Origin of the sequence: Pseudothioclava alba (assembly GCF_033100795.1) — a bacterium.
GTDB lineage: Bacteria > Pseudomonadota > Alphaproteobacteria > Rhodobacterales > Rhodobacteraceae > Pseudothioclava.
In genome coordinates this window covers 378,590-405,039 of record NZ_JAWLVI010000001.1, presented here as the reverse complement: position 1 = coordinate 405,039, position 26,450 = coordinate 378,590, and the positions used below count along the sequence as shown (strand labels likewise).

General features: G+C 61.7%; 28 protein-coding genes and 1 pseudogene. 9 read left to right on the top strand and 20 right to left on the bottom strand.

Annotated elements, in window-relative coordinates; all coding sequences use genetic code 11:
- Window positions 1–11 precede the first annotated feature (11 nt).
- The 6 genes from ccmA to RYZ20_RS01950 form a co-directional block, all read right to left on the bottom strand.
- Window positions 12–644: a heme ABC exporter ATP-binding protein CcmA gene (gene ccmA / locus RYZ20_RS01975; protein WP_317670193.1), complete on the bottom strand. Its 633-nt coding sequence runs from the start codon at window positions 642–644 to the stop codon at window positions 12–14.
- A 4-nt stretch (window positions 645–648) separates the two neighbouring features.
- The gene (locus tag RYZ20_RS01970) at window positions 649–1,014 is read right to left on the bottom strand and encodes an Mth938-like domain-containing protein (protein ID WP_317670192.1); all 366 of its coding nucleotides are present in this window, start codon (window positions 1,012–1,014) and stop codon (window positions 649–651) included.
- On the bottom strand, window positions 1,001–1,984 hold the full coding sequence (gene secF, locus RYZ20_RS01965; protein ID WP_317670191.1) for a protein translocase subunit SecF: 984 nt from the start codon (window positions 1,982–1,984) through the stop codon (window positions 1,001–1,003). The genes RYZ20_RS01970 and secF overlap by 14 nt, the downstream gene beginning before the upstream one ends.
- 12 nt (window positions 1,985–1,996) lie before the next feature.
- Window positions 1,997–3,661, bottom strand: a complete 1,665-nt coding sequence (gene secD, locus RYZ20_RS01960) for a protein translocase subunit SecD (protein WP_317670190.1) — start codon at window positions 3,659–3,661, stop codon at window positions 1,997–1,999.
- A gap of 15 nt (window positions 3,662–3,676) precedes the next feature.
- Window positions 3,677–4,009 carry a preprotein translocase subunit YajC gene (gene yajC / locus RYZ20_RS01955; protein ID WP_317670189.1) on the bottom strand — a complete coding sequence of 111 codons (333 nt, stop codon included), beginning with the start codon at window positions 4,007–4,009 and terminating at the stop codon, window positions 3,677–3,679.
- A gap of 130 nt (window positions 4,010–4,139) precedes the next feature.
- Window positions 4,140–5,303 carry a M20 aminoacylase family protein gene (locus RYZ20_RS01950; protein WP_317670188.1) on the bottom strand — a complete coding sequence of 388 codons (1,164 nt, stop codon included), beginning with the start codon at window positions 5,301–5,303 and terminating at the stop codon, window positions 4,140–4,142.
- Between the two features lie 67 nt (window positions 5,304–5,370).
- Between RYZ20_RS01950 and mazG the strand changes: the two genes are divergently transcribed.
- The gene (mazG, locus tag RYZ20_RS01945) at window positions 5,371–6,213 is read left to right on the top strand and encodes a nucleoside triphosphate pyrophosphohydrolase (protein WP_317670187.1); all 843 of its coding nucleotides are present in this window, start codon (window positions 5,371–5,373) and stop codon (window positions 6,211–6,213) included.
- 67 nt (window positions 6,214–6,280) lie between these two features.
- On the opposite strand, the gene RYZ20_RS01940 is transcribed toward mazG, so the two are convergent.
- The 3 genes from RYZ20_RS01940 to lipA are packed head-to-tail and all read right to left on the bottom strand — an operon-like array spanning window position 6,281 to window position 9,032.
- Window positions 6,281–7,096 carry a sulfite exporter TauE/SafE family protein gene (locus RYZ20_RS01940; RefSeq protein WP_317670186.1) on the bottom strand — a complete coding sequence of 272 codons (816 nt, stop codon included), beginning with the start codon at window positions 7,094–7,096 and terminating at the stop codon, window positions 6,281–6,283.
- A gap of 3 nt (window positions 7,097–7,099) precedes the next feature.
- On the bottom strand, window positions 7,100–8,092 hold the full coding sequence (gene dusA, locus RYZ20_RS01935; protein WP_317670185.1) for a tRNA dihydrouridine(20/20a) synthase DusA: 993 nt from the start codon (window positions 8,090–8,092) through the stop codon (window positions 7,100–7,102).
- 4 nt (window positions 8,093–8,096) lie between these two features.
- On the bottom strand, window positions 8,097–9,032 hold the full coding sequence (gene lipA / locus RYZ20_RS01930) for a lipoyl synthase (RefSeq protein WP_317671303.1): 936 nt from the start codon (window positions 9,030–9,032) through the stop codon (window positions 8,097–8,099).
- Window positions 9,033–9,153: 121 nt separating this feature from the next.
- On the opposite strand from lipA, the gene RYZ20_RS01925 reads away from it, so the two are divergent.
- Window positions 9,154–9,840, top strand: coding sequence for an MIP family channel protein (locus RYZ20_RS01925; protein ID WP_317671301.1), 687 nt, complete (start codon window positions 9,154–9,156; stop codon window positions 9,838–9,840).
- Between the two features lie 191 nt (window positions 9,841–10,031).
- Window positions 10,032–10,580 carry a peroxiredoxin gene (locus RYZ20_RS01920; protein ID WP_317670184.1) on the top strand — a complete coding sequence of 183 codons (549 nt, stop codon included), beginning with the start codon at window positions 10,032–10,034 and terminating at the stop codon, window positions 10,578–10,580.
- A gap of 52 nt (window positions 10,581–10,632) precedes the next feature.
- Here the strand turns inward: RYZ20_RS01920 and RYZ20_RS01915 are convergent.
- Window positions 10,633–11,730: pseudogene (locus tag RYZ20_RS01915) on the bottom strand (DUF6456 domain-containing protein).
- Between the two features lie 215 nt (window positions 11,731–11,945).
- On the opposite strand from RYZ20_RS01915, the gene RYZ20_RS01910 reads away from it, so the two are divergent.
- A complete protein-coding gene (locus RYZ20_RS01910) occupies window positions 11,946–12,233 on the top strand; it encodes a DUF6477 family protein (RefSeq protein ID WP_317670183.1) in 288 nt (95 codons plus the stop codon).
- Here RYZ20_RS01910 and RYZ20_RS01905 read toward each other — a convergent pair.
- Together RYZ20_RS01905 and RYZ20_RS01900 are read right to left on the bottom strand one after the other, a co-directional pair.
- Window positions 12,220–13,782, bottom strand: coding sequence for a helicase HerA-like domain-containing protein (locus tag RYZ20_RS01905; RefSeq protein ID WP_317670182.1), 1,563 nt, complete (start codon window positions 13,780–13,782; stop codon window positions 12,220–12,222). The genes RYZ20_RS01910 and RYZ20_RS01905 overlap by 14 nt on opposite strands.
- 190 nt (window positions 13,783–13,972) lie before the next feature.
- A complete protein-coding gene (locus RYZ20_RS01900) occupies window positions 13,973–14,212 on the bottom strand; it encodes a hypothetical protein (RefSeq protein ID WP_317670181.1) in 240 nt (79 codons plus the stop codon).
- Here RYZ20_RS01900 and RYZ20_RS01895 point away from each other — a divergent pair.
- Window positions 14,199–14,819: an invasion associated locus B family protein gene (locus RYZ20_RS01895; protein ID WP_317670180.1), complete on the top strand. Its 621-nt coding sequence runs from the start codon at window positions 14,199–14,201 to the stop codon at window positions 14,817–14,819. The genes RYZ20_RS01900 and RYZ20_RS01895 overlap by 14 nt on opposite strands.
- Before the next feature lie 39 nt (window positions 14,820–14,858).
- On the opposite strand, the gene RYZ20_RS01890 is transcribed toward RYZ20_RS01895, so the two are convergent.
- Genes RYZ20_RS01890 through RYZ20_RS01875 form a run of 4 tightly spaced genes read right to left on the bottom strand, consistent with a single transcriptional unit; the run spans window position 14,859 to window position 19,112 of the window.
- Entirely contained in the window at window positions 14,859–16,067 is a 1,209-nt protein-coding gene (locus RYZ20_RS01890; RefSeq protein WP_317670179.1) for a beta-ketoacyl-[acyl-carrier-protein] synthase family protein, read from the bottom strand.
- A 1-nt stretch (window position 16,068) separates the two neighbouring features.
- Complete coding sequence (locus tag RYZ20_RS01885; protein ID WP_317670178.1) at window positions 16,069–16,350, bottom strand: acyl carrier protein; 282 nt, start codon at window positions 16,348–16,350, stop codon at window positions 16,069–16,071.
- Between the two features lie 8 nt (window positions 16,351–16,358).
- On the bottom strand, window positions 16,359–17,459 hold the full coding sequence (locus tag RYZ20_RS01880) for a UDP-3-O-(3-hydroxymyristoyl)glucosamine N-acyltransferase (RefSeq protein WP_317670177.1): 1,101 nt from the start codon (window positions 17,457–17,459) through the stop codon (window positions 16,359–16,361).
- 48 nt (window positions 17,460–17,507) lie between these two features.
- Complete coding sequence (locus tag RYZ20_RS01875; protein WP_317670176.1) at window positions 17,508–19,112, bottom strand: L,D-transpeptidase family protein; 1,605 nt, start codon at window positions 19,110–19,112, stop codon at window positions 17,508–17,510.
- 302 nt (window positions 19,113–19,414) lie between these two features.
- Here RYZ20_RS01875 and mepK point away from each other — a divergent pair, with 302 nt between their 5' ends.
- Window positions 19,415–19,975 (top strand): peptidoglycan L,D-endopeptidase MepK, encoded by a 561-nt coding sequence (mepK, locus tag RYZ20_RS01870; protein ID WP_317670175.1) that lies wholly within the window; start codon window positions 19,415–19,417, stop codon window positions 19,973–19,975.
- An 81-nt stretch (window positions 19,976–20,056) separates the two neighbouring features.
- On the opposite strand, the gene RYZ20_RS01865 is transcribed toward mepK, so the two are convergent.
- Both RYZ20_RS01865 and RYZ20_RS01860 read right to left on the bottom strand, forming a co-directional pair.
- Entirely contained in the window at window positions 20,057–20,716 is a 660-nt protein-coding gene (locus RYZ20_RS01865; RefSeq protein WP_317670174.1) for a cytochrome b/b6 domain-containing protein, read from the bottom strand.
- Window positions 20,709–22,379, bottom strand: coding sequence for a tetrathionate reductase family octaheme c-type cytochrome (locus RYZ20_RS01860; RefSeq protein WP_317670173.1), 1,671 nt, complete (start codon window positions 22,377–22,379; stop codon window positions 20,709–20,711). The genes RYZ20_RS01865 and RYZ20_RS01860 overlap by 8 nt, the downstream gene beginning before the upstream one ends.
- Window positions 22,380–22,713: 334 nt before the next feature.
- Between RYZ20_RS01860 and RYZ20_RS01855 the strand changes: the two genes are divergently transcribed.
- The 3 genes from RYZ20_RS01855 (at window position 22,714) to tpiA (ending at window position 24,265) form a co-directional block, all read left to right on the top strand.
- Window positions 22,714–23,076, top strand: a complete 363-nt coding sequence (locus RYZ20_RS01855) for an SUF system Fe-S cluster assembly protein (protein ID WP_317670172.1) — start codon at window positions 22,714–22,716, stop codon at window positions 23,074–23,076.
- A 12-nt stretch (window positions 23,077–23,088) separates the two neighbouring features.
- Window positions 23,089–23,448, top strand: coding sequence for a HesB/IscA family protein (locus tag RYZ20_RS01850; protein WP_317670171.1), 360 nt, complete (start codon window positions 23,089–23,091; stop codon window positions 23,446–23,448).
- A gap of 73 nt (window positions 23,449–23,521) precedes the next feature.
- Complete coding sequence (gene tpiA / locus RYZ20_RS01845) at window positions 23,522–24,265, top strand: triose-phosphate isomerase (RefSeq protein WP_317670170.1); 744 nt, start codon at window positions 23,522–23,524, stop codon at window positions 24,263–24,265.
- Between the two features lie 53 nt (window positions 24,266–24,318).
- Here tpiA and RYZ20_RS01840 read toward each other — a convergent pair whose 3' ends face one another.
- Window positions 24,319–25,707 carry a TRAP transporter large permease gene (locus RYZ20_RS01840; protein WP_317670169.1) on the bottom strand — a complete coding sequence of 463 codons (1,389 nt, stop codon included), beginning with the start codon at window positions 25,705–25,707 and terminating at the stop codon, window positions 24,319–24,321.
- Window positions 25,708–25,713: 6 nt separating this feature from the next.
- Window positions 25,714–26,391, bottom strand: a complete 678-nt coding sequence (locus RYZ20_RS01835; RefSeq protein WP_317670168.1) for a TRAP transporter small permease — start codon at window positions 26,389–26,391, stop codon at window positions 25,714–25,716.
- Between the last annotated feature and the right edge of the window lie 59 nt (window positions 26,392–26,450).

Here is a 26,450-nt window from a genome sequence, read left to right as displayed (position 1 = left end):
CCGTTCTCTCCTTACCCGAAGGCCTCGTCAAAGGCACCGGTGATGCCGCCATCCTCGGGCGCGCGCGCCTTGAAGGGTGCCAGATCAAGCACGCTCGCCTCGTCCAGACCAAGGTCGATATGGGTGGCCATCAGCGCCGCACCGCCGGATTGCAAATGCGCCCGCACCGCCTCGCCAAACAGCGCGACCGAGGCCGCATCAAGCGACACCGTCGGCTCGTCCAGCACCCAGACCGGACGCCCCGTCACCAACAGCCGCGCAAGACCAAGGCGGCGCTTTTGCCCCGCCGACAGGCTCATCGCCGCGCGGGAGGCAAGCTGGCGCAGGTTCATCTGATCCAGCGCGCCGTCGATTGATCCGGTGCCATAAACGCTTGCCCAGAAGTGCAGGTTTTCCGCCACCGAAAGCGTCGCCTTCAACCCGTCGGAGTGGGCCGCATAGGCCATCGTTTCGGGCGGCATCGAAATTGTGCCCGCCAGCGCCGGTTGCAGCCCCGCGAGCGTCCGCAGAAGCGTTGTCTTGCCAATACCGTTCGGCCCGCGCAGCACCAGCGCGTGACCGGCGTTCAGCGTAAAGCTCAAGCCCTCAAGCACCGGCAGACCGCCACGCGTCACCGCCAGATTGTCAACGCGGAGCATCTCCATCGGCTCAATCCTTCGCAGGCACGGGCAAAAGCGCCACCGCGACCCTGCGCCCCTCGGAGAGGAGCACATTATAGGTGCGCGCGGCTGACGGGCTGCTCATCGCCTCGCACATCACGCCCTTTGCTTCGAGCGCATGAACGAAAGCCTTGGGCAGGATCGCAATATCCGCGCCCATGCCGATAAACAGCACATCCACCTTGCCAGAGAGCGCAAAAAGCGGATCAAGGTCGTCCAGCCCGCCCCATTCGACAACCGATCCCGCCTCGACCACAACCGCCGAGCGATAGACCTCGCCCGCGATGCGGAAGAACCCCGGCCCGTAACCGTCAACCGGCAGGGAGGAGCCGAATTCGGCCTCAGTTATCGGCATCGGACACCTTTTCGGTAAAGAACTCCGCCGCCGGATCTTTCTTTTCCTTGTTGCGATCAACGCCAAGGAACAGAACGATGTTTTTCGCCACAAAGACCGAGGAATAGGTGCCAACCACCACGCCCCAGGTCATCGCAAAGACGAACCCGCGGATCACGTCGCCGCCCAGAACCAAAAGCGCGATCAGCGCCAGAAGCGTGGTGCCCGACGTCATCACCGTGCGCGACAGCGTCTCGTTGACCGAGATGTTCATCACCTCGCGCAGCGGCATGGTTTTGTATTTCACAAGGTTCTCGCGCAGACGGTCGAACACAACCACCGTATCGTTGATCGAGTAGCCAAGGATCGTCAGAAGCGCCGCGATGATCGTCAGGTCGAACTTGATCTGGAAGAGCGAGAAAATCCCCACCGTCACCACGATGTCGTGGATGAGCGCGGCCACCGCGCCGACCGAGAACTGCCATTCGAACCGCAGCCAGATGTAGAACAGGATCGCGACGGTTGCCGCCAGAACCGACCAGATCGCGGTCCAGATCAGCTCACCCGAGACCTTGGGACCAACCGACTCGGTCGAGACGATCTTGACGGCAGCATCTGCACCGACGAGCGCGCCTTCGATCGCGGTCATCTGCTCGGGTGTGATCGCCTCATCGCCCTCTTGCGCCTGAATACGGATCATCGCCACATGCTGATCGGCCGCAAAAGTCGGGTCGAACACCTCGGTGATCGAGACATCGCCAAGGTTCAGCGGCGCCAGCGCGTCGCGATACGCGCCCACATCAAGGGCAGCGGTCGACTCGGTGCGGATGGTGGTGCCGCCCTTGAAGTCGATGCCGAAGTTCAGCCCCTGCACCAGCACCAGAACAACCGAGGCCACCACCAGGAAGACCGAAAACCCGAAGGTCAGCACCTGATGGCGGAAAAAGTCGAAGCGGGTTTCGTCGGGAACAAGTTTAAGACGGAATGCCATGATGTTCCCTCCTTATAGCTCAAGCGTCTTCGGGCGTGTCCGGTCGAACCAGAACGTGACCAGAAGCCGCGTGACATAGATTGCGGTAAAGACCGAGGTGATGATCCCGATGATCAGCGTGACCGCAAAGCCGCGCACGGGGCCAGCACCCAGAACAAACAGGATCAGCGCGGTAATGAAGGTGGTGACGTTCGCATCCACAATCGCGGACATGGCCTTTTCATAGCCAAGCTCGATCGCGCGCGCAGGGCCACGGACCTTTTTCATCTCTTCGCGGATACGTTCAAACACCAGCACGTTGGCATCAACCGCCATACCGATGGTCAGCACGATCCCCGCGATACCAGGCAGCGTCAGCGTCGCCCCGATCATCGACATCGTGCCAAAGACAAGCGCGATGTTGACCATCAGCGCAAAGGCCGCAAAGGCGCCGAACAGGCCGTAGCTGAGCACCATGAACACGATCACCGCGCCAAGGCCGACGATGGCGGCGATTTTGCCTGCTTCGATCGAATCCTGACCAAGCTCGGGGCCGATGGTGCGCTCTTCAAGGAAGGTCATCCCCGCAGGCAGGGCACCCGCGCGCAGCAAGAGCGCCAGATCGGTCGCCTCCTGCACGGTGAAGCGCCCCGTGATAATCCCCGACCCGCCCGCGATATGGCTTTGGATCGTAGGGGCCGAGATCACCTCGTTATCAAGGACAATCGCGAAAGGCTCGCCGATGTGGTTGGCGGTGAAATCGCCAAACGCGCGCGCGCCCGTCGGGTTGAAGCGGAACGAGACCGCCGGATAGCCGTTCTGGTCGGTATCGGGGCGGGCGTCCGTCAACTCGTCGCCCGATACAACCGACAACTCGTCGAGAATGTAATAGCCGTCTTTTTCATCCTGACCGGGCAGAATGATCTTGCCGACACCTGCGGGCGAATTGGCGTCACCCGCGCGCCCCACAACCTGATGGAAGGTCAGCTTGGCGGTCGTGCCGATCAGCGCCTTCAGTTCGGCGGCAGAGCCGATCCCCGGAACCTGAATCAGAATACGGTCCGCGCCCTGACGCATGATCGTCGGCTCGCGCGTGCCAGCCGCATCGACGCGGCGGCGCACGATCTCCAGCGATTGCTGCATGGTGCGGTCGTCGGTGGCGGCGCGTTCGGCCTCGGACAGGCGGATCGTGACAACGTCGCCCTCGCCCGTGATTTCAAGGTCGTTCTGGCCAACCCCCGTCAGCGTCACCACCGGCGAGGCCAGCGTGCGCGCGATCTCAACGGCTTTCGCGATCTGCGACGGCTCACCGATCTGGATGCGCAGCTCGTCCTCGGGCGAGTCGATCCGGCGCACCGCACCGATTGTTGCGCGCTCGGTCGCCAGCAGGCGGCGGGCTTCGGGCCAAAGGGATTTCAGACGCGCGCTATACACCTCGCCGACATGGACCTCGGCCAGAAGATGCGCGCCACCGCGCAGATCGAGGCCCAGGTTCACCAGCCCCGAGGGCAGCCAGTCAGGCCAGCCATCGCGGGCGGCGGCCTGCTCGGTCGTCATCGCCCCCGAATTCTCGAAGGCGACGATCGCATCGTTATGCGCTTCGACGCGCGGATAAAACAGGTTCGGCGCCGCCGTTGCTACCCCAAGAAGACACAGGGCAATAATCAGCACACGCTTCCAAAGCGGGATTTGCAGCATGGCGGCGCGAGCCTCTTAGTTGGCGGCAGCGGCCGGTTCGGTCTTCGACACGACCTGCGTAATGGTCTGCTTGACCATGCGAACGGTCACGCCCTGCGCGATCTCGACCTCGACCTCGCCGTCTTCGCGGACCTTGGTCACCTTGCCGATGATCCCGCCCTGGGTCACAACCTGATCACCGCGACGCAGACCGTCAACCATGGCACGGTGCTCTTTGGCGCGCTTCTGCTGCGGGCGGATAATCAGGAAATACATGATCACGAAGATCAGGATCAGCGGCAGAAACTGGCCGAACGAGGCGGCGGCGTCGCCACCGGCAGCCTGAGCGAATGCGGGAGTTACGAACATAAACAGGGTCCTTTCTTGCGGGCCTTCTTGGGGCACGGACCGCTCCGCCCCCCATGTTTTCGGCGCGCACCCTAGCCCCGACCCCTTGGGATGGCAAGGCGCACTCGCACCTCAGACACAAGGATGTGCGCTATCTTAGCGGCAGGCGTCGTTCGATCAGGCGCGCAAAGAACGACGCCCCCACGGGCGCGGCCTCGTCGTTGAAGTCATAGGCCGGGTGATGAAGCCCTGCCCCCGCGCCCGTTCCCATAAACAGATAAGCCCCCGGACGTGCCTCAAGCATATAGGAGAAATCCTCGCCCCCCATCTCGCGGCGGGCCTGCGTATCGACCATATCACCGCCCGAGATTTCCGCCGCGACCGAGGCCGCGAACAGCGCGCGATCCGCATCGTTCACAGTGGGCGGGTAGCCGCGTTCGTAATTGATCTCGACCGACACGCCAAAGGCCGCCGCCACGCCTGTAACCACCGCGCGAAACCGCGCCTCGGCCAGGTTGCGGATCGCCGGATCAAAGCTGCGGATCGTGGCGCAGAACCAGCCGCTTTCCGCGATGATATTATTGGCCGAGCCGACATGGATCTGCGTGACCGACACAACCAGCTCGTCCTGCGCCGAGACGTTGCGGCTGACGATGGTTTGCAACGCCTGCACCATCGCGGTAATCGCGGGGATCGGGTCAATGGTATCTTGCGGCGTCGCGCCATGCCCGCCGCGCCCGGTGGCCGTGACATAAGCGGTGTCAACGGCGGCCATCAACGCCCCCTGCGTCGTGCGGAAAAACCCGAAGGGCACATTGGGCGCGTTGTGGATGCCGTAGACCTCTTCGATACCGAAGCGATCCATCACGCCTTCCGCGACCATCACCTGACCACCGCCACCCTCTTCCTCGGCGGGCTGGAACAACAGCGCCACGCGGCCCGCGAAGTTACGCGTCTCGCACAGGTATTTCGCTGCCCCCAACAGCATCACGGTATGGCCGTCGTGGCCGCAGGCATGCATCGCTCCGGGAGTTTGCGAGGCATAATCGGCCCCCGTTTTCTCGGTGATCGGCAGCGCATCCATATCGGCGCGCAGCCCGATCGTCGGCCCCTCGCCCTGCCCTTTGATGATCGCGACCATACCCGTCTGCGCGATCCCTTCGTGCAACTCGTCCACACCGATCTCGCGCAGGCGCTCCGCCACGAACTCCGCCGTCTGATGCAGATCGAACTGGATCTCGGGGCGCTGATGCAGCCAGCGGCGCCATTCCGTCATCTCGGGGGCAAGCGCTGCGATGCGATTGAGAACGGGCATGGGTTTACTCTTTGTCGGTGGTGGCGATACTCGGGCGCAAGAACACCCCAGAAGGACGGGCGGCGCAATGGCGAAACCGACAGACGCGATCATCTTTGACGAAACCGGCAAGGCCGAGGCGCAATTCACGCGGCTTTGCGCGATCATGGAATGCCTGCGCGACCCCGACACCGGCTGCCCGTGGGACATCGAACAGGATTTCGCAACCATCGCCCCCTACACCATCGAAGAGGCCCACGAGGTCGCGGATGCGATTGAACGCGAAGCCTGGGATGAGTTGGAGGCCGAACTGGGCGATCTGGCACTGCAGGTGGTCTATCACGCGCAGATGGCGCGCGAAAAAGGCCTGTTCGATGTGACCCGCGTGCTGCGCGCAATCAACGGGAAAATGGTCTCGCGCCACCCGCATGTATTCGGGGATGAAAGCCGCGACAAGTCGGCCGAACAGCAAACTGCCGATTGGGAAAAGATCAAGGCGGTCGAGCGCGCGGCAAATGGAACTCAGGCCCGCGTCGGCGTGCTGGATGGGGTGGCCCTTGGCTTGCCCGCGCTGACCCGTGCGCTGAAATTGCAATCCCGCGCGGCACGGGTGGGGTTTGACTGGCCCTCGACCGATGAGGTGATCGCCAAGATCGTCGAAGAGGCGAAAGAGCTGGAGGAAGCCCGCGATACGCTCGGCCCCGACGAACTCGCCGAGGAATTCGGCGATCTCTTGTTCGTGATGGTGAACCTCGGGCGGCATCTGGGGCTTGACCCCGAGGCATGTCTGCGCGCAACAAACACCAAATTCACGCGGCGCTTCAATTACATCGAAGACAAACTTGAAGCGAATGGCCGCACACCGCACCAAAGCGATCTGACCGAAATGGACGCCCTTTGGAACGAGGCAAAAGCGCTGAAAATCAAATAGGACCGACGGGGGCGTAGCCCCCGACGCAGCGCAAGGGGCTCGATGCCCCTTCGCTGCGTAGCTTGGCCTAGAACAGCGCCTTGCGCAGCATGTTCAGCGCCACCAGCATCAGAAACACCGCGAATACACGCTTGAGCTTCTTCGCATCCAGCTTATGCGCCAGCGCCGCCCCCCAAGGCGCCGTGAAGGTGGTCATCGCGATCACGATCAGGAAGGCGGGGATATTTACCGCCCCCACTGTGAAGGGCGGCGCATGAGGCACGTCCGTAAGCAAAAACGCCACCGCCGAGGGCAGCGCAATCGTGATTCCAAACCCCGCCGATGTCGCCACCGCGCGATGGATCGGCACCCCGTGCAGCGTCAGCATCGGCGTGCCGATCGAGCCGCCTCCGATCCCCAGCAGCACCGAGACCAGCCCCATCAACGGCCCGAACCACGCGCGGAACAGCCCCCCCGGCAGCTCATCCGACAGCCGCCAGCTTGATTTTCCAAACAGCATATAGCTCGCGATCAAGAGCACCATGCCGCCGAAAATCACCTGCAAGGTCGCGCTGCGCAGCTGCGCCACGACCAGCACGCCGACAATCGCTCCAAGCGCAATCAACGGCGCCCATTGCCGCAAAATCCCCCACTCGACCGCGCCTTTGCGATGATGTGCCATGACCGAGCGCGCCGAGGTTATGATGATCGTCGCCAGCGAAGTCGCCACGCAGATCTGCATCAGGTCATCCGAGCCATAGCCAAGCCCCGCGAACAGATAAAAGAACGCCGGCACCAGAACGATCCCGCCGCCGACGCCCAGAAGTCCGGCCAGAACGCCGGCAAAAGCCCCCGTGGCCATCAGGATCGCGACCAGCGGCAAAAGGATTGAAAGCTCTGGCATGATTTATCCTTTCACCTGCGCAAGCGCTGCCTCAAAAAGCGGAATTCCTGCGCCCTCGCGCGTCGCCCCTTCGGACAAAACGCGCCGCCAGCCCCGCGCGCCGGGACGCCCGTGGAACAGCCCCAGTATATGCCGCGTGATCTGATGCAAACGCCCGCCCGAGGCCAGATGCGCCTCGATATAGGGTATCATGCGCGCGGCCACGTCGAACGGGTCGGCAGGTCCGCCCTGCCCCCAGATCAGCGCATCCGCGGCGCCAAGCGCATTCATCGGCTCGTGATAGGCCGCGCGCCCGATCATCACCCCGTCAAGCCCTTGGTCAAGCTGCGATTTTGCCTCGTCTAGCGTCGCAATCCCGCCGTTGATCGACAGATGCAGATGCGGGAATTCCGTCTTCATCCGGTGCACCAGCGGGTAATCCAGCGGAGGAATTTCGCGGTTATCCTTGGGCGACAGCCCCTGAAGCCAGGCCTTGCGCGCGTGGATCGTGAAGCGCGTCACACCTGCCTTGGAAACGGCCTCAAGGAACGCGGGCAGGCGATCAGTCGGATCATCATCATCCACGCCGATGCGGCATTTCACCGTCACCTCGACATCCGTGGCCTCTTGCATCGCGCTGACACAATCGGCCACCAGATCGGGCGATTTCATCAAGACCGCGCCAAAAGCCCCCGATTGCACCCGATCCGAAGGGCAGCCGCAATTGAGGTTGATCTCGTCATAGCCCCAACCCGAGGCAATCTGCACGGCCTCACGCAGTTCCGCCGGATCGGACCCGCCCAGTTGCAGCGCGACCGGATGCTCGGCCTCGGAATAATCCAGCAAAAACTGGCGCTTACCATGAATAACCGCAGGCGCCGTCACCATCTCGGTATAAAGCAGCGCCCGCCCCGAGATTATCCGGTGAAACACGCGACAATGCCGGTCCGTCCAATCCATCATGGGTGCGACGGACAGGCGCGCGGCGTCGCGCACAGTCTGGGACAGCGTGGCCATCTGCTTAGGCTTGGCCGAGCTTATCCAGACGCGCCTGACGCAACCGCGCGAAATCATCGCCCGCATGATAGGACGAGCGCGTCAAGGGTGTCGCCGAGACCATCAGGAAGCCCTTGCCGAAGGCCGCCTTTTCGTAATCCTTGAACTCTTCGGGCGTCACGAAACGGTCAACCTTGTGGTGCTTGGGCGTCGGTTGCAGGTATTGGCCGATGGTCAGAAAGTCGATGTCGGCAGCGCGCATATCGTCCATGATCTGACGCACTTCCTGCGCGTTTTCGCCAAGCCCGACCATGATCCCGGATTTGGTGAACATCGTCGGATCCAGCTCTTTCACGCGCTGCAACAGACGCAGCGAGTGGAAATAGCGTGCGCCCGGGCGCACCGTCGGGTAAAGTCCCGGAACGGTTTCAAGATTATGGTTGAACACATCCGGCTTTGCCTCAACGACAATCTCCAGCGCGCGGGGGCCGCATTTCAGAAAGTCGGGCGTCAGAACCTCGATCGTGGTGTCGGGCGCGCGGTGGCGGATCGCGCGGATCGTCTGGGCGAAATGCTCGGCGCCGCCATCGTCCAGATCATCGCGGTCCACACTGGTAATCACCACATGTTTGAGACCCAGCTTTTGCACCGCATCCGCCACGCGACCCGGCTCGAACACATCAAGCGCATCAGGCCGCCCCGTCGCGACGTTGCAGAACGAACACCCGCGTGTGCAGATCTCGCCCATGATCATCATCGTCGCGTGACCGTGGCCCCAGCATTCACCCACATTCGGGCAGCTTGCTTCCTCGCAGACGGTGGAGAGCTTGTTATTCTTCAGGATGTCGCGCGTTTCCTTATAGCCTTGCGACACCGGCGCTTTCACGCGGATCCAGCTTGGCTTTTTCGGCTGCTCCTGATCGGGGCGATGAGCCTTTTCCGGATGACGCTGACCGGGCATCTTGAGATCGCGCACAGCAATTTCCCCCTAACTTTCGACGAACTTTCCAATACGCTTTTCGCGATGCAGGGGCAATCCCTGCACAATCCAGTGAACGTGTAATGGTAAAATGAAGGGGCACATCATGAAAAAAATGATCGCCGAGGGGCTTGGTACATTCATTCTTGTATTTTTCGGCTGCGGTGCGGCGGTGTTCATGGGGGACGCCATCGGCCTGCATGGTATAGCATGGGCCTTTGGTCTGTCGATCGTAGCTGCCGCCTATAGCCTGGGCGCGATTTCGGGGGCGCATCTGAACCCCGCAGTAAGTCTTGGCTTCCTTGTGTCGGGGCGGATGAACACCCGCGAGTTCGGGCAATACGTCCTTGCTCAACTGGCCGGAGCCATTCTGGCAGCACTGATCATCTATCTGATCGCTTCTGGTAAAGAGGGTTACTCGCTGACAGCAAACGGCCTTGGGCAGAACGGATTCGGCACGGGTTATCTGGGTGAATATGGTGTCGTATCGGCTCTGCTGTTCGAAATCGTCGCGACCTTCATCTTCGTGACCGTCATACTGGGCGCCACCGATGCGGCGGCTCCGGCGGGCTTTGCAGGGCTTGCAATCGGCCTGACGCTTGTCGCAATCCACCTTGTCGGCATCAACGTGACCGGTGTTTCCGTGAACCCTGCGCGCAGCATCGGCCCCGCGCTGTTTGTCGGTGGCACCGCACTTTCGCAGCTTTGGGTGTTTATCCTTGCTCCGCTTGTCGGAGGCGCCGCTGCCGGTGTGGCACATTTGGCCGGGTTCACCCGCGCGAACGCCTGACCTCCTAAAGATCTCCAATGAACGTCGGAGTTCTTTTTCCAGGGCTGTGCATTGCAGCCCTGAAACCAGCCGCCAATCGAATTTTCTGCGTATGCTAAGTCACCGGTTGTGACCTGGATGAAATGCATTTAGAACGCCTCTAAAGAATACGGGCCTCCCCACCCTTTGCAAACCTCATGGAGACAAACCGAATGCAGACCGGCGCAAAACTTCCCGAAGTGACCTTCCACACCCGCGTGCGTGACGAGGCCGTCGGCGGCCCGAACCCCTACCGTTGGCAGGACATGACCACCTCGGATTATTTCAAGGGCAAGCGCGTTGTGCTGTTCGCCCTGCCCGGCGCCTTTACCCCCACTTGCTCGACCTACCAACTGCCCGGATTCGAGAACGGCTTTGCCGATTTCGCCGCGCAAGGCGTTGATGCGATCTACTGCCTCTCGGTCAACGACAGCTTTGTCATGAACCAGTGGGCAAAGTCGCAAGACCTTAAAAACGTTCAGGTTATCCCCGATGGCTCGGGCGAGTTCACCCGCCGCGTGGGGATGCTTGTGCGCAAGGACAACCTTGGGTTCGGGCTGCGCTCGTGGCGCTATGCTGCCGTCGTGAATGACGGCGTGGTCGAGGCTTGGTTCGAAGAGCCGGGCCTGTCGGACAACCACGGCGCCGACCCCTACGGTGTTTCCTCGCCCGAGACCGTTCTGAACTGGCTGGTCGAGGCGAACAAGGAACAGGCTGCCTGAACCATCAGGAAGCGCGCGTGAGTGGCCGGAGGGAAACCTCCGGCCATTTTTCTTAGCCAATCAGGGGCGATTTGCCGCCGTAGACCTCGTCATAATGGCGCTTGAGGCGCTCCAGCGCGATCCGCAGCACAATCTTGCCCGAACGCGCCGACCATCCCATCCGGCGTTCTGTCGCCTCCAGCCCCTCAAGGAAACAGCAGCAGCGCAGCACCATATCGCCAAGCCCCGGCCCAAGGTCGCGCAGCGCTGCCGCAACCCGTTCGCGCGCGCTTTCCGAGCCGATCCCAAGCGAGCCTTGCGGGTTATACTGCCCCCGCGCGCCGCCTGTCATGAACCGCTCCCAGTTCTGTGCGACCCGCGGCCCCATCTGCGCCAGTTCGAAATCCTCGCGCAGTCGTTCTCCGGCGGCGACAAGATCGACCGAAAGGAAGGGCGCGCCGTTCTTGTCCTTGCGTCGCGCCAGGATGCTGAGCGGGCTTTCGGCAAGGTTCGCACGCAAGCGGCGGCGCTGGCCATCCTCGTTGATTTCGCGCTCGCCCCAATCGCGGTTCCGGTCATCAAAGCCCCCCCGCGCAGCTGCCTCATCGTCGAGCAACTGTTTGAGCGCGGCCCGCCCGAGGCCCGTGATCTCGTAGCTGATGACCCGCTTCTCGTGAACGACCTGAATCCAGTCACGCAGGGCAAAATCCCGCGCAACCGAGCGTTCCAGCACCGCTGTGCGCACAGTGCCTCGCAAAATCACCGCGCGCTCCATATCAGGGGCCACCACCATAAGCGCCCCCGGCTCGGCAAGACGCCGCAAGACGCGCATATTTTCTTACTCAATATCAGATGCTTCGAGATCACTCTTAATGTTGCGAACAGGCGCAGTCATCGGCACGTCCTTTGTTGTCTGAACGATTGAACCGCCCGAACAGGAGCGCAAACGAGTGGCGGCCTGCCCGTATTGATGCAGGGCTTCATCCACCAAAGGATCGTCGCGGCGTGATTCAATCCGGCGCACGCGGCGCAAGATCGTCGAGGCATGGCAGCCCTCGGCCCGTGCCAATTGCCGGATCGGAATCCCCTCTTCGACATGGCGAATGTATAAACGGGCATGGTCGGGCAGCCACGAAGGTAGCCCCACCTCCGCCGTTGCGGTCCCTATCATTTGCTCCCCCAAAAGCCCCGGACTGGCAGCGCCGGGCGTTTCAGTCGGTTCAACCGTGAGTTGATATGGTTACCCGTTCGTTAACAAACGGGGCGGGAGTAAGAATTCCTAACAAAAGATAAAGAAACCCGAACGCTCCGAACGATTGAGCGGCGCAAACCGCAACACCCGCTTTGGTTGAGTAGATTTCTGGCACATCGCTACAGGAGACCGATATGCCAAACCTGCCCGAAACCCTGACCAGACTCCGCCGCCCGCGCCTGTTGATCCGCGCCGCGCGCCTCGGGCAAGGAGAGTATAACCGCAAACGCGATCTGCGCCGTGTGCTGCGTCAAAGCGCCCTGCCCGCACCGGGGTCTGCGCTGGCAAGCCTCGCATCGGAAGAGGCGCAGCTTGAGGCGGCCCGCGTCGAAGGGGCCGCCGATTATTCCATCGGCCGTCATATCGAAGTGTTGATCGTGCTTCTGGCCGAACTCGGGCTTTGCCGCCCTAGCGCGACTTGAACAACGATCCCAAGACCCCGCGGATCAGCGCCTGCCCCGATTTCGTGCCAAGCTGGCGCGCGAAGCTCTTGGCAAAGGCGGTCCCGAGCGAATCCGACCGGCTCGACGATTTTCGCGTCTTGGTCGTGGTCTTGATCGGCTCGAAGCGGCGCGCCTTGTTGAACTCGCGCGCGCGCTTTGCGGCCTCTTCATCGGCCAGTTCACGCGCCTCTGCCTCGGCCGCTTCTTTCGCCGCAACCTCCGCGCGGCGCGCCAGAACTTCCTGCGCCGAATCGCGATCGACGGGGGTGTCGTATTTCATCCCGAAGGGCGAGCTTTGCAAGATCGCACGCCGCTCGTCGGGCGTGATCGGGCCAAGCTGCGAACACGGCGGGCGCACCAGCGTGCGCTCGACTACCGAGGGCACGCCCTTCGCCTCAAGGAATGAGGTCACGGCCTCACCAGTGCCGACCTCTTTGATCGCATCCTCGGTCGAAAACCGCGGGTTCGGGCGGTAATTCTCGGCGGCGCGTTTAAGGTCTTTCTGGTCGCGCGCGGTGAATGCGCGCAGCGCGTGCTGCACGCGGTTGCCAAGCTGGCTGAGGATACCATCGGGCACATCTGCCGGATTTTGCGTGATAAAATAGACACCAACCCCTTTCGAGCGGATCAGGCGCGCCACTTGCTCGACCTTGTCGACCAGTGCCTTGGGGGCGTCATCGAACAGCAGATGCGCCTCGTCGAAGAAGAAAACAAACTTCGGCTTGTCGGGGTTGCCGACTTCGGGGAGTTCCTCGAACAGCTCGGACAGCAACCACAACAGGAAGGTCGCGTATAGCTGCGGGCTGCTCATCAGCTTGTCGGCCGCCAGAATATTCACCCGCCCGCGCCCGTCGCTGTCGCAGGTCATCATATCGGCCAGATCCAGCGCCGGTTCTCCGAAAAACTTGTCCGCGCCCTGATTTTCCAGGACCAGCAATTGCCGCTGGATCGCACCGACAGAACGCGCCTCGACATTGCCGTAGCGCGTGGTGATCTCATCCGCGTTCTCGGCCAGATACAGAAGCATCGCGCGCAGATCATCCAGATCCAGAAGCGCCAGCCCCTCTTCGTCGGCCATGTGGAAGGCAATGTTCAGCACACCTTCCTGAGCCTCGCTCAGTCCCATCAGGCGCGAGAGCAACAGCGGCCCCATCTCGGAGATCGTCGTGCGCACCGGATGCCCCTGCTCGCCGAACATATCCCAGAAAGTCACCGGAAAGGCCGCATAGCTTAGGTCAAACCCGATCTGGGTCGCGCGTTTCATAAACGGTTCGTGGAGCTTGTGCGTCGCACTGCCCGCCTTGGCGATCCCCGACAGGTCGCCCTTCACATCGGCCATAAACACAGGCACACCCGCGCTGGAAAAGGCCTCGGCCAGAATTTGCAGCGTGACGGTTTTGCCCGTGCCCGTCGCCCCCGCGATCAGCCCGTGCCGGTTGGCGTATTTGAGCAAAAGCTCCTGCGGCGCGCCATAGCCCTCACCACCACCACCGACAAACACACCCGCTTCGGTCAACACACCTGCCATTCGCCCACTCCACAGACTGATATTCGTTCACGCCGCTACAATACAAATTTAACCTGTTTGTTCCAGCATCTATCTGTCCGCCCCCGCTTTGTCGGCGGCCGCGCGGATACTTCCTCCCTGTCAAACTGGCCGCGCCACACGAGGCGCGGTTTTTTTGTGCGTGGCCAGCGACTTGCTCAAAAGGATTGTGTCAAAATACCCAGTTGACGGAATAAAATCTTCGTTTTAGCGTCGCCCCCAATGACAAGTCGGCCAGTCCGACAGGGAAGGATAAAACGGAAAGCGGTTCTGCGATGCAGGGCCGCTTTTCAAATTTCCGGCCCACCAAAGCGTGACAACTGGCGCCAAATTTCGGGCCTGACACCGATTTGCGCCCGTGATAACCCTTGGCCAATCCAATCTCAGGGATAGTAAAAATGGCAGATTTCAAGCCCCCCCTCCTGATCGCGGCGCTCGCTGGCTTTGCGACCTTCGCGCAGGCGCAGGACACCGCCGCCCCGGCCACTGATGCGGCTCCCGCCGCCGAGGCTCCCGCAACCGATGCCCCGTCCGCTGCCGCTCCGGGCGAGCCGACCGAGGGTGTGGGGTCCGCCTATCTGGCCGAAACCTTCGAGGCATGGGCGCTGCGCTGCGTGCGCACCGAAGACGGCAACGACCCCTGCCAGCTTTATCAGCTTCTGACCGACAAGAACGGCACCGCCGTGGCCGATGTCTCGATCTTCCCGATCCTGAACGACGAGAAGGTCAAGGCGGGTGCGACCGTGATGACGCCGCTTGGCACACTGTTGAACCAGAACCTTGTGATCCGCGTCGATGAAGGGCAGCCGATGGTTTATCCCTACACCTTCTGCACGACCGAGGGCTGCGCGGCGCGTCTTGCGCTGACGGATGCAGAAATCGCGGCCTTCAAGCGCGGCAAAGAGGCGATGCTGACCATCGTTCCGGCTGTGGCTCCCGATCAGAAGGTCAATCTGACGATCTCGCTCAAGGGGTTCACCGCCGCGTTTGATGCGATCAACAAAGCCGCCGCGCAGTAATCCTTGCAGACCAGGTTAAAGCCGCCCTTCGGGGCGGCTTTAGAGTTTCGAAAGCGCCAGAACCGCGTTCAGCCCGCCAAAGGCGAACGCATTCGACAGCGCCGCGTCGACCTGCACCTCGCGCGCGTGATTTGGCACGACATCGAGCGCGCAATCGGGGTCATCTTCCTGATGGTTGATCGTCGGCGCGATCACCCCCTCATTCAGCGCCAGAAGACAGGCGAGCAACTCGACCGCGCCCGTCGCGCCGATCAGATGGCCGTGCATCGCCTTGGTCGATGAGACCGGAACCTTGGGCGCGCGCGCGCCGAACACCTGCGAAATTGCCAGACATTCCGTCCGGTCATTCGCCGCCGTTCCGGTGCCATGCGCGTTGATATAGCCGATCTCGTCCAGCGATAGTTGCGCATCGTCCAGCGCCCCCCGAATGGCACGCGCCGCCCCGTCGACCGAGGGCATCACGATATCGCCCGCATCCGAGGTCATCGAAAACCCGCGGATTTCCGCCAAAGGCACCGCACCGCGTGCAAGCGCCCCCTCCAGCGTTTCGATCACGAAAACGCCCGCGCCCTCGCCCTGCACCATGCCATTGCGGTTTTTCGAGAACGGGCGGCAGGCATCGGGGGACATGACGCGCAACCCCTCCCACGCCTTCAGCCCGCCGAAATTCAGCATCGCTTCCGAGCCACCCGCCAGTGCCCCGTCAATCATCCCTGCGCGCACCATCTGGAACGCAAGACCGATCGCGTGATTTGAACTGGCGCAGGCGGTCGCAACCGAAAAGCTTGGCCCCTGCAAGCCCCATTCCATCGCGATATGTGAACAGGCCGCGTTATTCATCAGGCGCGGCACCGTAAAGGGGTGGACGCGGCTGCGCCCCTCGGCATAGACCGCGCGGAAGGCATCGTTCACCGTGCCATTGCCACCGCCCGCCGTGCCCATAATGCAACCCCAGCGATCAGGCGCACCCGGAACGGCCTCAAGCCCTGCCATCCGCATCGCCTCGCGCGCGGCCACCAGCGCATATTGCGCGAACGGGTCATAAAGCGCGCGTTTTTGCGGGGTGAAATGCAGCGCCGGATCAAAGCCCTTGACTTGCCCGCCGATCCCGACAGACAGACGATCGACATCGGGAAAGTCCAAAGCGCCGATCCCCGAACGACCCTCGCGCATCGCGGCAAAGGTTCCCGCAACATCCAGAGCAAGCGCGTTGACCGTGCCCGCTCCGGTTATCACCACCCGCCGCATATCAGGCCACGACGGTCGCGGGCGTATCACCGGCAATCAGCGCCTCGACCGCGCGGGCAATCGCGCCGACCGAGGAAATATCAAAGCTGCTCTGCCCCGGCTCATTCGCATTGAAGGGCACGGAAATACCAAACGCCTCTTCGATGGCAAAAATCACCTCGACCAGCCCAAGGCTATCCAGCCCCAGCTCGTCCAGCGTGGTCTCATGGGTCAGCTCGGCAGGCTCTCGCAACGCCTCGCGCGCGATGATCTCGACAATCTGGTCTTGCACGTCAGGCCTCATATGGCTGTTTACTCCGTGCCTTTGTTCTGCCCCAGCTTTGTAACAGTTTCCCGAAGTTCGGCCACCTGTGTAAAGAGTCTTCCAAGCCGACGCAGATTTTTCTGCATCTCGACCTGCGTTTCCATCTTGGTCGCGGGACTGCCCAGCAAAACCCGCCCCTTGGGCGCATTGGTGTAAATCTTGGTGCCACCGCCCGCGATCACATCGTCGCCCACGAATATATTGTCCGACACGCCGCATTGCCCCGCCAGCACCACGCGGTCGCCGATTTTCGACGAGCCCGCAACGCCCACCTGCCCGCACAGCAGGCAATCGCGCCCGACCTGCACGTTATGGCCGATATGAACAAGGTTATCGAGCTTGGTGCCCGTGCCGATGGAGGTCGCGCGCACCGTGCCGCGGTCAATCGCGCTATTCGCGCCGATTTCGACGTCGTCACCAATCTCGACCGTGCCGAGCGAGTGGATACGGGTCCAGCTTTGTTCGTGGATCTCGGCGCGCGCGCCAAGGGTCTCGCGGATTTCCTCGACGCCCGATTTTTCCGGCGTGACAAAGGAAAACCCGTCCGCGCCGATCACCGCACCCGGCTGGCAGATGAAGCGATCCCCAATCCGCACCCGCGCGCCGATCCGCGCGCCTTGCAAGATCAGCGCGTCATCGCCGATACGCGCGCCCTCCGCGATGCTGACATGGCTCGCGATCCGCGCGTTTGCCCCGATCACCGCGCCCCGCCCGATCGTCACAAACGGCCCGATTGCCGCGCCGGTCCCGATCGTCGCTGTCGGATCAACCACTGCCATCGGATGAATACCTGCCGCAATCTCGGGACCGGGATCGAAAGCGCGCGACAGCCCCGCCATCGCCAGACGCGGGCGCGTCACAAAGACCGCCGCCTCAAGCCCAAGCGCGCGCCAATCGGTGCCCTCGGGCACAATCGCCGCCCGCGCAGCGCCCTCGCGGATGCCATCAAGATATTTCGGGTCCATCGCCAAAGCGAGCTGATCTGCTGCCGCCGCACGCGGTTCTGACGCAGACACCACCGAGAGGCCAAGATCGCCCTCTGCCCTCGCATTCAATGCTTTGGCAATTGCTTCAATGCTTTGGGCCATCATCTTCATCCTCGGGCAAGGGCGCGCCAGCCGCGCCTTCCCCCCGATTTAATTCGACAAGAGCGGCAATTCTACCCCGGCTTTCGACAAAGCGGCAAAGATCGCGGCGTCGCGGCCATAAACATCGCGCCGGTATTCGACCTTGCCGCGCGCCGTCGGCCATGCGGTGTAATAGACCAGATGCACCGGCACGGGGTCTTTGATCGCGACTGTCGTCTCTTGTCCCGTGCGCAAGATCCGCTGGAAATCGTCCTGCGGCGTATTCGATTGCGCCGCCAGAAGCTCGTAGGCCAGATCAAAGGGCCGCCCGACGCGCACGCACCCGTGGCTGAACGCACGGCTCTCGCGCTGGAACAGCGATTTCGAGGGCGTATCGTGCAAGTAGATGTTGTGTTTGTTCGGGAACAGGAATTTCACCAGCCCGAGCGCATTGCTGTTCGACGGCGCCTGCTTCATCGCGAAGGGGAAGTTCTTGGCTGAATACTGGCTGAAATCCACCGCCGAGCGCGACACTGTGCGCCCGCGCGCGTCGATCAACTGGATATGCCCCGCCGCACCTGCGTTTTTCTTCATCATCGGCAGGTATTCTTTAACGACAATCGAGCGCGGCACATGCCAGCTCGGATTGATGACCATCATCTCCATCTGGTCCGAGAACTCTGGCGTGCGGCGATCATTCGAGTTCTGACCGACAACCACAACCGATTCAAAACTGGTCTTGCCGTGGTCGACGATACGCACGCGGAAATCGGGGATATTCACCCAGATATGGCGCTTGCCAAGGTCGATCCCGTTCATCCAGCGCAGACGCTCCAGCGCAACCAGAATGGACTGCATCCGCTCTTCAGGGCTGCGGTTCAGCTCGCGCAAAGTGCCCTCGCCCGCCACGCCATCTGCCGTCAGACCAAGGTCCACTTGATACTGCTGAACGGCTTTCTGAATATCCGCGTCATACTGCGCACTGGCCGAGCGACCCAGATACCCCATCGCGCGCAGCCGGTCACGCAGCGCCACGACGCGTGCACCAGTATCGCCGGGTTCAAGCTTGCCGCCCCCGACTGTCGGCCCCCAACCGCCCTTCGCGATCTGCGCCTCCAGATCGAGACGCGTTTTCAGAAGCTGGGCATATTGCGGCGCCTGCGGAGCCAGTTCGCGCAGGAACAGACGTGGCGCCGCGCCGGAAACCCCCGCCAGAAGTTCGACCGGATCCCGGCGCGTGATCTCGCGCACGATGCTTTTGTCGACCGTCGCGGGGTCGATAATACCGCTGGAAACATCATGGGCATAAGCAAGGAAAGCCTTCGACACGGCAACTTCAAGCGCACCACGCTGTCGTTCGGATTTCACCTGCGCGAAGGCGCGGCGCAACCCGTCGGGATCGTAGGATTTGACCGGAAGGCCATGCGCCCCCGCCCCGTCCAGCGCGCGAAACAGCGCCTCGCGCCTCTCGGCATCCTCGGCCGAGGTCCAGATCGGGCGATAGTCGCGCGCGGCGTAAAACTCGGCCAGCGCGCGATCCTCAGAGGCCGCAACCGCAATGCTTTGTGTATAACCCGAGAGCGCAAGCTCCGCCCCCGCCACCGGCACGGCCGAAGCCAGCGCAAGCCCGGAAGCCACCAGAACACCACCAAACACCCGCGACAAACCCGACATAGTCACCCCAGAAGCCCCAAAATACTCATCCGACGAAACTTTCGCAATTTTCCGCCTATGTCCAGAGTGGGGCGATCACCTTGCATTTCAAGCCGTTTTCCCCGCCTCAAACCGATGCATTCAGGCCACAACCCGAAAAACTAAGCGAAATTTTGCCGATTCAGGGTTTTGCGCTATAGTGCAGGACAATGAGCAGTTGAAACAGAATCACCCCTCGGTCATAAAAAAGCCCAACTAGGGTTGCAGGGTGTTTACCAAGCCATCGCAGAACTGGCTGAACGAGACAGGACAGGCAAACTGATATGAGCAACATCTCCATTTCCCGCCGCGGGCTACTCGGCGCCTTTGCTGCTACGGCAGTCATGGCTGCGCCCACCATGTCGAACGCGTTCGGAATTCTGAGAGGCGCTGGCGATATTCGCCGCATCCGCATGTATAGCGGGCGCACCGGAGAGAGCCTTGACACCGTTTACTGGATCGAAGGCGAATACGTCAAAGAAGCCCTCAAAGAGATCAACCATTTCATGCGCGACTGGCGCAACAACAAGCTCAAGACCATCGACCCGCGCACGATCGACATCGCCGCCGCCTCGCATCGGCTGATGGATGTGAACGAGCCCTATATGATGCTGTCGGGCTATCGCTCGCCCGAAACCAATGCGATGCTGCGCTCGCGCTCGCGCGGGGTGGCGAAAAACTCGCTGCATATCCAGGGCCAGGCCGCCGACCTTCGCCTGAAATCGCGCTCGGTGCCGCAGATTTACAAGGCCGCGATTGCGTGCAATGCGGGCGGCGTGGGCAAATACTCGCGCTCGAACTTTGTGCATATGGATTGCGGCCCGATCCGTCACTGGAACGGCTAAGCCCAGCCACAGCATCGAATGAAAAAGCGCCGCGTGATGCGGCGCTTTTGTTTTGTGCAGCCCCGTTGCCGGAGCCGTGCCTTACTCTTCGAGGGGTTTCAGCTTGCCCAGTTTCTCGAAATAGGCTTCGCCCTCGGGGCACAGGTCGATCTTGTCATAGCCCGTCACCATCGGCTGCACATGCTGGCGGAAGCCGTGGCCGATGGTCAGCAGGTAGATATGCACCACCACAAAGCTGGCGACCGCAAAGGCCGCGAGCATGTGGATATTGGCGACCAGCGTCAAAGCCCCTGCCCCAAGGTCATTCGCGCCCCACAGCCCGTAGGTCAGATAGGCGATCCCCGAAATCCAGATCGCGGGAAACAGCACCATCTTGAGCGCGAAATAGGCGCCCGCCTGCAACGGGTTATGGCGACGATCGAAGCGCTTTACATAGGGGTGCTCCTCGCCCTTGAAGACACCGTAGGCGTAAAAGCGGGCGACCTCGACAAAGCCGGTGAGGCGCGGGATGAACTGCTTCCAGCCTTCGGTCGTAAACAGCCAGAAGGTCGCGAACACCCACAGCACCAGAAGCGCCAGCGCCACCACCGTATGCACCGTCACCGCAAGCCCGAACGGCCCGATCTGATGCAGCCCCAAAAGCCGCGCGCCGGTGAAGAACAGCGCCATAATCGAGACCATCTGCGACCAGTGCCAGACACGGTTGAACCGCGTGTAAACCTTGACGTAACGCTCAGCCATGATGGTTTCCTTTCTTGCCAAAGAGGCGCAGCACCCCGTGCCCGATCACGCCCAAAGCCGCGAGCAGGAAGAGCACCATCCCCGCCTTGCCGCCTGTCCCGACGCCCGCGCCCGGAACATAGACGCCCGCGATATTGGCCATCCGCCCGTCCTTCGCGTGGCAGCTATCGCATTTGAGCGCCTCCTCCGCCGGTCCGACCATATGGGTGATCGGCCAATACATATGCGTATCGACAAAGCCGAACTCGCCCGAATACTCGACCCCCGCATAGTCCATCCCGGCCTTGAGGGATTTCTCCCAGTCAAAATTCGACCACAGAGCAGTGCCATTCGTCGGCCCGTAGACGTTGTTATAGGCCAGAACATTGCGCACGGAATCATAGGCTTGCCGCCCGATCATCTGCTTGAAGGGGAAGATGCGCGCGTTCGGGTCCAGCGCCGATCCGCCCATCTTGTTCAGCTCGACCACCTGCGTCGGGTCGATCTCGGTTTCGGGCAGCGTGTAGGTCATCACCCCGTCCGACCAGGCATAGAAAGGCGCTACATCCTCGCCCCATTCGAAATCGCCTTTGGTGGACATATAGGTGTGCAGATGCTTGCCATCCGATTGGGTAAAGCCCTCTTCGGAATAGGGTTTCCCGTCCTTGAGCTTGCCCGCTGTCGACCAGTCCCATTTCGTTTTCGTGGCCACGCCGCCCTTGGCATATTCGGGGATATGGCAGGTCTGGCAGGCCACGCGGTCGGTGTGATCGTTCAGCTTCAGCGCCAGAACCGGGTTTGGCCCTTCGTGCGGCGCGTCCGAGTGGCACGACGTGCAGCTTGCCACATCGCGCGCCTCGCCGGGTTTGCGCGTGTCGGCATGGGGATCAACCACATCGGTTTCATAGCGCGAGCCTGCAAAGACGTGCTTTTCCGAGACGTGGCAGGTCGAGCATTTGAAATCCGCGCCCTCTTTGGCCATGTGCACATCGACATGGACGCTTGGATCAAACAGCGCCGAGGACAAATCCCCGTGTTTCACATTGTCGCCGCCGCCGCCGTAGAAATGGCAGTTGCCACAATTCTCGCGTCCGGGTTCCGGCCCGACCGATTGCGCAGCCTTGGCCAGATCGACGGCCCATGCCGCCTTGCCGGTAATCGTCTTGGCTTTTTCGGCGACAGGTTCCAGCGGCGGGTTGCCTGCCAGATTGTCCTGCTTGGTATATTGCCCCGAGGTATCATGGCAGACCAGACAATCGACCTTGCTTGGATCGTCGGGCATCGGCGCGCGCACATCCTCCCAGCCATATCCGGTATGGCACGAGGTGCAGCGCGTCTCGTTCGAGGCCACATTGCCGCAAAACGAGTTCATCTCGACCGATTTGCCAAGCGTCTGGCCCGTCGCCTCGTTTTCATATTCCCACTTCCAGTGGACCGAGTGCATGACCTGATTTGACGCCTCGGTATGGCACGAAAGGCAGGCCGAAGTGACCTCTGGACCCGACGCGAACGGCCCTTTCAGAATCTCGAATTTCTTGTGATCGGCGGTGAGTTTCTTCACCGGATCGCTCATATGCGCGGGCGTGGACATCGCGCCGGTCGCCGGGGCGTCCTGCGCCAAAGCCCCGCCTCCGATCAACACGACCGAAACGAACGCGGTCACCCATGAGTTTCTGTATCGCATAGCTCCCCCCTCGGTTCGAAACATGTCCGAACGACTCACATTCCGTAACACGAATATGAAGAAACACCGATGCGACACACACGACCGCCCCCTGAGACATGACGTCGCATAAGATGGATCAGCGATGTACAATTAATAGCCAAAGCGTCGAGGCCCGACGGCCTAGCCAAGCCGACGCGTATTTTAAGGGCTTGGCTCCCTTTCAACGCACCCCAAAGCCAGAGACATTGCTGCCCTTTACCCTCGCGCCTCTATTCCCTATATATTCACTCGACAATTGGCACGGGGCGCGCACGCACGCATGACAGCCCCCGATTGCATCGCAGGAAACGCCATGACACAAGAGACCCCGCCCCTTGAGGGCACGCCGCTGATCCGCCCCTCGACCACCGACCACCCGCTGCATGACTCGGTCGTCGAGGCCTGCCGGACTGTGTTCGACCCCGAAATCCCGGTGAATATCTACGACCTCGGGCTGATCTATACGATCGAGATCAACGACGAGGACGACGCGAATATCACCATAACGCTGACCGCGCCGGGCTGCCCTGTCGCGGGCGAGATGCCCGAATGGGTGCAAAACGCAGTATCCTGCGTCGAGGGAATCCGCTCGGTCAATGTCGAGATGACCTTCGATCCGCAATGGGGCATGGATATGATGTCCGACGAAGCCCGCCTTGAACTGGGCTTTATGTAAGGAGAGCCGCGGATGTTCGCGCTGCCCGGAGACAAGCCCCCCGTCACCATGACCCCCGCCGCCGCGCAGCAGATCGCGCGGCTGATGGCGCGCGAAGGCGCGGCGGGCTTCCGTATCGGCGTCAAAAAGGGCGGCTGTGCGGGGATGGAATATACGATGGAGGTCGCCCAAGAGGCGGGTCCGATGGATATTGTTGTCGAGGATGGCGCGGCCCGCGTGCTCATCGCGCCGATGGCGCAGATGTTCATGATCGGCACCGAGATCGATTATGAGAGCGGCCTTCTGGAAAGCGGCTTCAAATTCCGTAATCCTAATGTCGTCGAAAGCTGCGGCTGCGGCGAGTCGATCAAGTTCAAGGACGCGGACAGCTAACCGCGCCCGCCCCGATTTCACCCTTGCGCCGGCCCGCGCAAATTATCGTCAGTCGCAACAAACGGAGGATTTGATGCGCAAAAAGCTTGCCGCCGGTAATTGGAAGATGAATGGCCTGAGTGCCAGCCTGACCGAGGTCTCCGCCCTGATCGAAGCGCATCCCGCGCCGGTCTGCGAGGTGCTGCTCTGCCCGCCCGCGACGCTGGTCGCGGGGATGGCGGCGGTGGCTGCGGGGCGTATCGCGGTTGGCGGGCAGGATTGCCACGCGAAAGCCTCGGGCGCGCATACGGGCGACATTTCAGCCGCAATGCTGAAAGACGCGGGCGCAAGCCATGTGATCGTAGGCCATTCGGAGCGCCGCGCGGACCATGGTGAAAGCAACGCAGATGTTCTGGCCAAGGCCGAAGCCGCGCTGACTGACGGGATGGTCGCGGTGATCTGCATCGGCGAGACCGAGGCCGAGCGTGACGCGGGCACCACCCTCGATGTGATCGGCGGACAGCTTGCAGGCTCGACCCCCGAGGCGGCCACCGGCGCCAATACCGTCATCGCCTACGAACCCGTCTGGGCCATCGGCACGGGCCGCACGCCCACTCTGGAGCAGATCGCAGAGGTGCATGATTTCCTGCGCGCAGAGCTGGTCAAACGCTTTGGGGCCGAGGGCGAGGCCTTCCGCCTGCTTTATGGCGGCTCGGTCAAACCCTCGAACGCGACCGAGATCTTTGCGGTGCCGAACGTGGATGGTGCGCTGGTGGGCGGCGCAAGCCTGAAGGCTGCGGATTTCGGCGCGATTATCGAGGCACTGTCCCAAGCCTGATCCAGCACAATCAATCCAAATGAAAAGGCCGCCCAGATGGGCGGCCTTTGCTGTTATTTCGTGATGATCTCTGGCCCCATCGCCATCGTCGGCAACCATGTCGAAAGCACAGGCATATAGGTAATCAGGATCAGGAAGACGAAGAGCACAGCCAGGAACGGCAGCGCTGCCTTCACGACCCGCATCATCGGCATCCCTGCAACCCCCGAGGTCACAAACAGGTTCAGGCCAACAGGCGGCGTGATCATCCCGATTTCCATGTTCACCACCATGATGATGCCCAGATGGATCGGGTCCACCCCTAGCTCGATCGCAATCGGGAACACCAGCGGCGCCACGATCAGGATCAGCCCCGACGGCTCCATGAACTGCCCGCCGATCAGCAGGATCACGTTGACGATCACAAGGAACATGATCTTGCCAAGCCCCGCGCCCAAAAGCGCCTCGGTGATCTGCTGCGGGATCTGCTCATCTGTCAGAACGTGCTTGAGGATCAGGGCGTTGGCGATGATGAACATCAGCGTGACCGTCAGCTTGCCTGCCTCGAACAGCGTCGCGCGGGTCGCCGGATGGATGAGCGCGGTGACAAGCGCCTGCGGCTTTTGCCACAGCGGAATTTTCACCTCGCCCTGATCGAGCGGCCCCATGTCGCGGTAAATGAAATTCGCCACCAGCCACGCATAGACCGCCGCGACTGCCGCCGCCTCGGTCGGGGTGAAGATGCCCGGCAGAATGCCCGGAATACCGTAAAGACCGACCATGATGATGACGATCAGCATCAGCCCCCAGAAGGCGTCGGCAAAGCTCGCCCAGATCTCGCCCCAGCCCTTCCACTCGCCCTTGGGCAGGTTCTTGCGGATCGCGATAAACAGGATCGTCGCCATCAGCATAAAGCCCGCCAGAAGGCCGGGAATAACGCCCGCAAGGAACATCCGACCGACCGAAACATCGGTGGCAGAGGCATAGACCACCATCACGATCGACGGCGGGATCAGGATACCCAGCGTGCCTGCGTTACAGATCACGCCAGCCGCGAAATCCTTGGAATAGCCAACCTGACGCATCGCCGCGATGACGATCGAGCCAATCGCCACCACAGTTGCGGGCGAAGACCCCGAAAGCGCGGCAAACAGCATACAGGCGAACACGCCTGCAATCGCCAGACCGCCCGGCAAATGCCCGACGCAGGCAATCGCAAACCGGATGATCCGCTTGGCCACGCCGCCCGTCGACATAAAGCTTGAAGCGAGGATGAAGAACGGAATTGCCAGCAGCGTTGGATGCCCCGCCATCGCCTGATAAAGCGTCTGCGCCACCGAGGCGAGCGAGGTCTCCGAGAAGGTCAGAAGAAAGATGATCGAGCTAAGCCCCAGCGAGACCGCAATCGGAACCCCGATCAGCAAAAGCCCCACGATCATCGCGAAAAGAAGGACGACGTCCATAAGCGCTTACTCCTGATTGGCCGCTGCGACGCGCTCGACGTCGTCTTCGGCTTCGTGGCTGACGATCAGGCTTTCCTGACGCCCAGAGATGACGCGCAGCGTCGCTTGCGTGACCCGCAGCACGATCAGCGCCACGCCGAAGGGAAGAATGAAATAGGGGATCACGCGCGGCAGCTTGTCATAGGCCTCGCCCTGATTGATCAGCGGCTCGAGCCAGCTGAAAATCCACAGCATCGGCACCTGATCGGTTTCATACCATGCCTGATCGCGGGTCTTCTCGAATCCGGTCGGGAACCAGTGGCCCGAGGTCCGCTCGAGCGCGGCATAGGGCGCCCAGTAGTCCCATGCGCCCTTCATCAGCAACAGCGCGTAAATCACACAGGCCAGCGCCGAGATAATCGCCAGCAGGCGACGGCTGGACGGCGGCGCAATGTTAATCAGCGCATCCACCCCAAGATGGGCCGTCTTTTTGAACGCGTAGGACACGCCCAGAATAACCAGCCATGCAAAAAGGATCGACGTCAGTTCCAGACCCCATATCAGCGCGGAGTTGAACAGATAGCGCAGAACAACGTTGATGAAGGTAATCACGGTCATCGCACCAAGGATCAGCGCGATAGCGCCTTCTTCGAAATGGTCGATCAGATGGCCGCCTTGGCGCGGCCCGTGGGCATGAGCGGACATGCTGTCCCCCTTTTTGGCGGGTGTTCGCAAAAAGCCCCGCGCGGCCTGCGCGCGGGGCT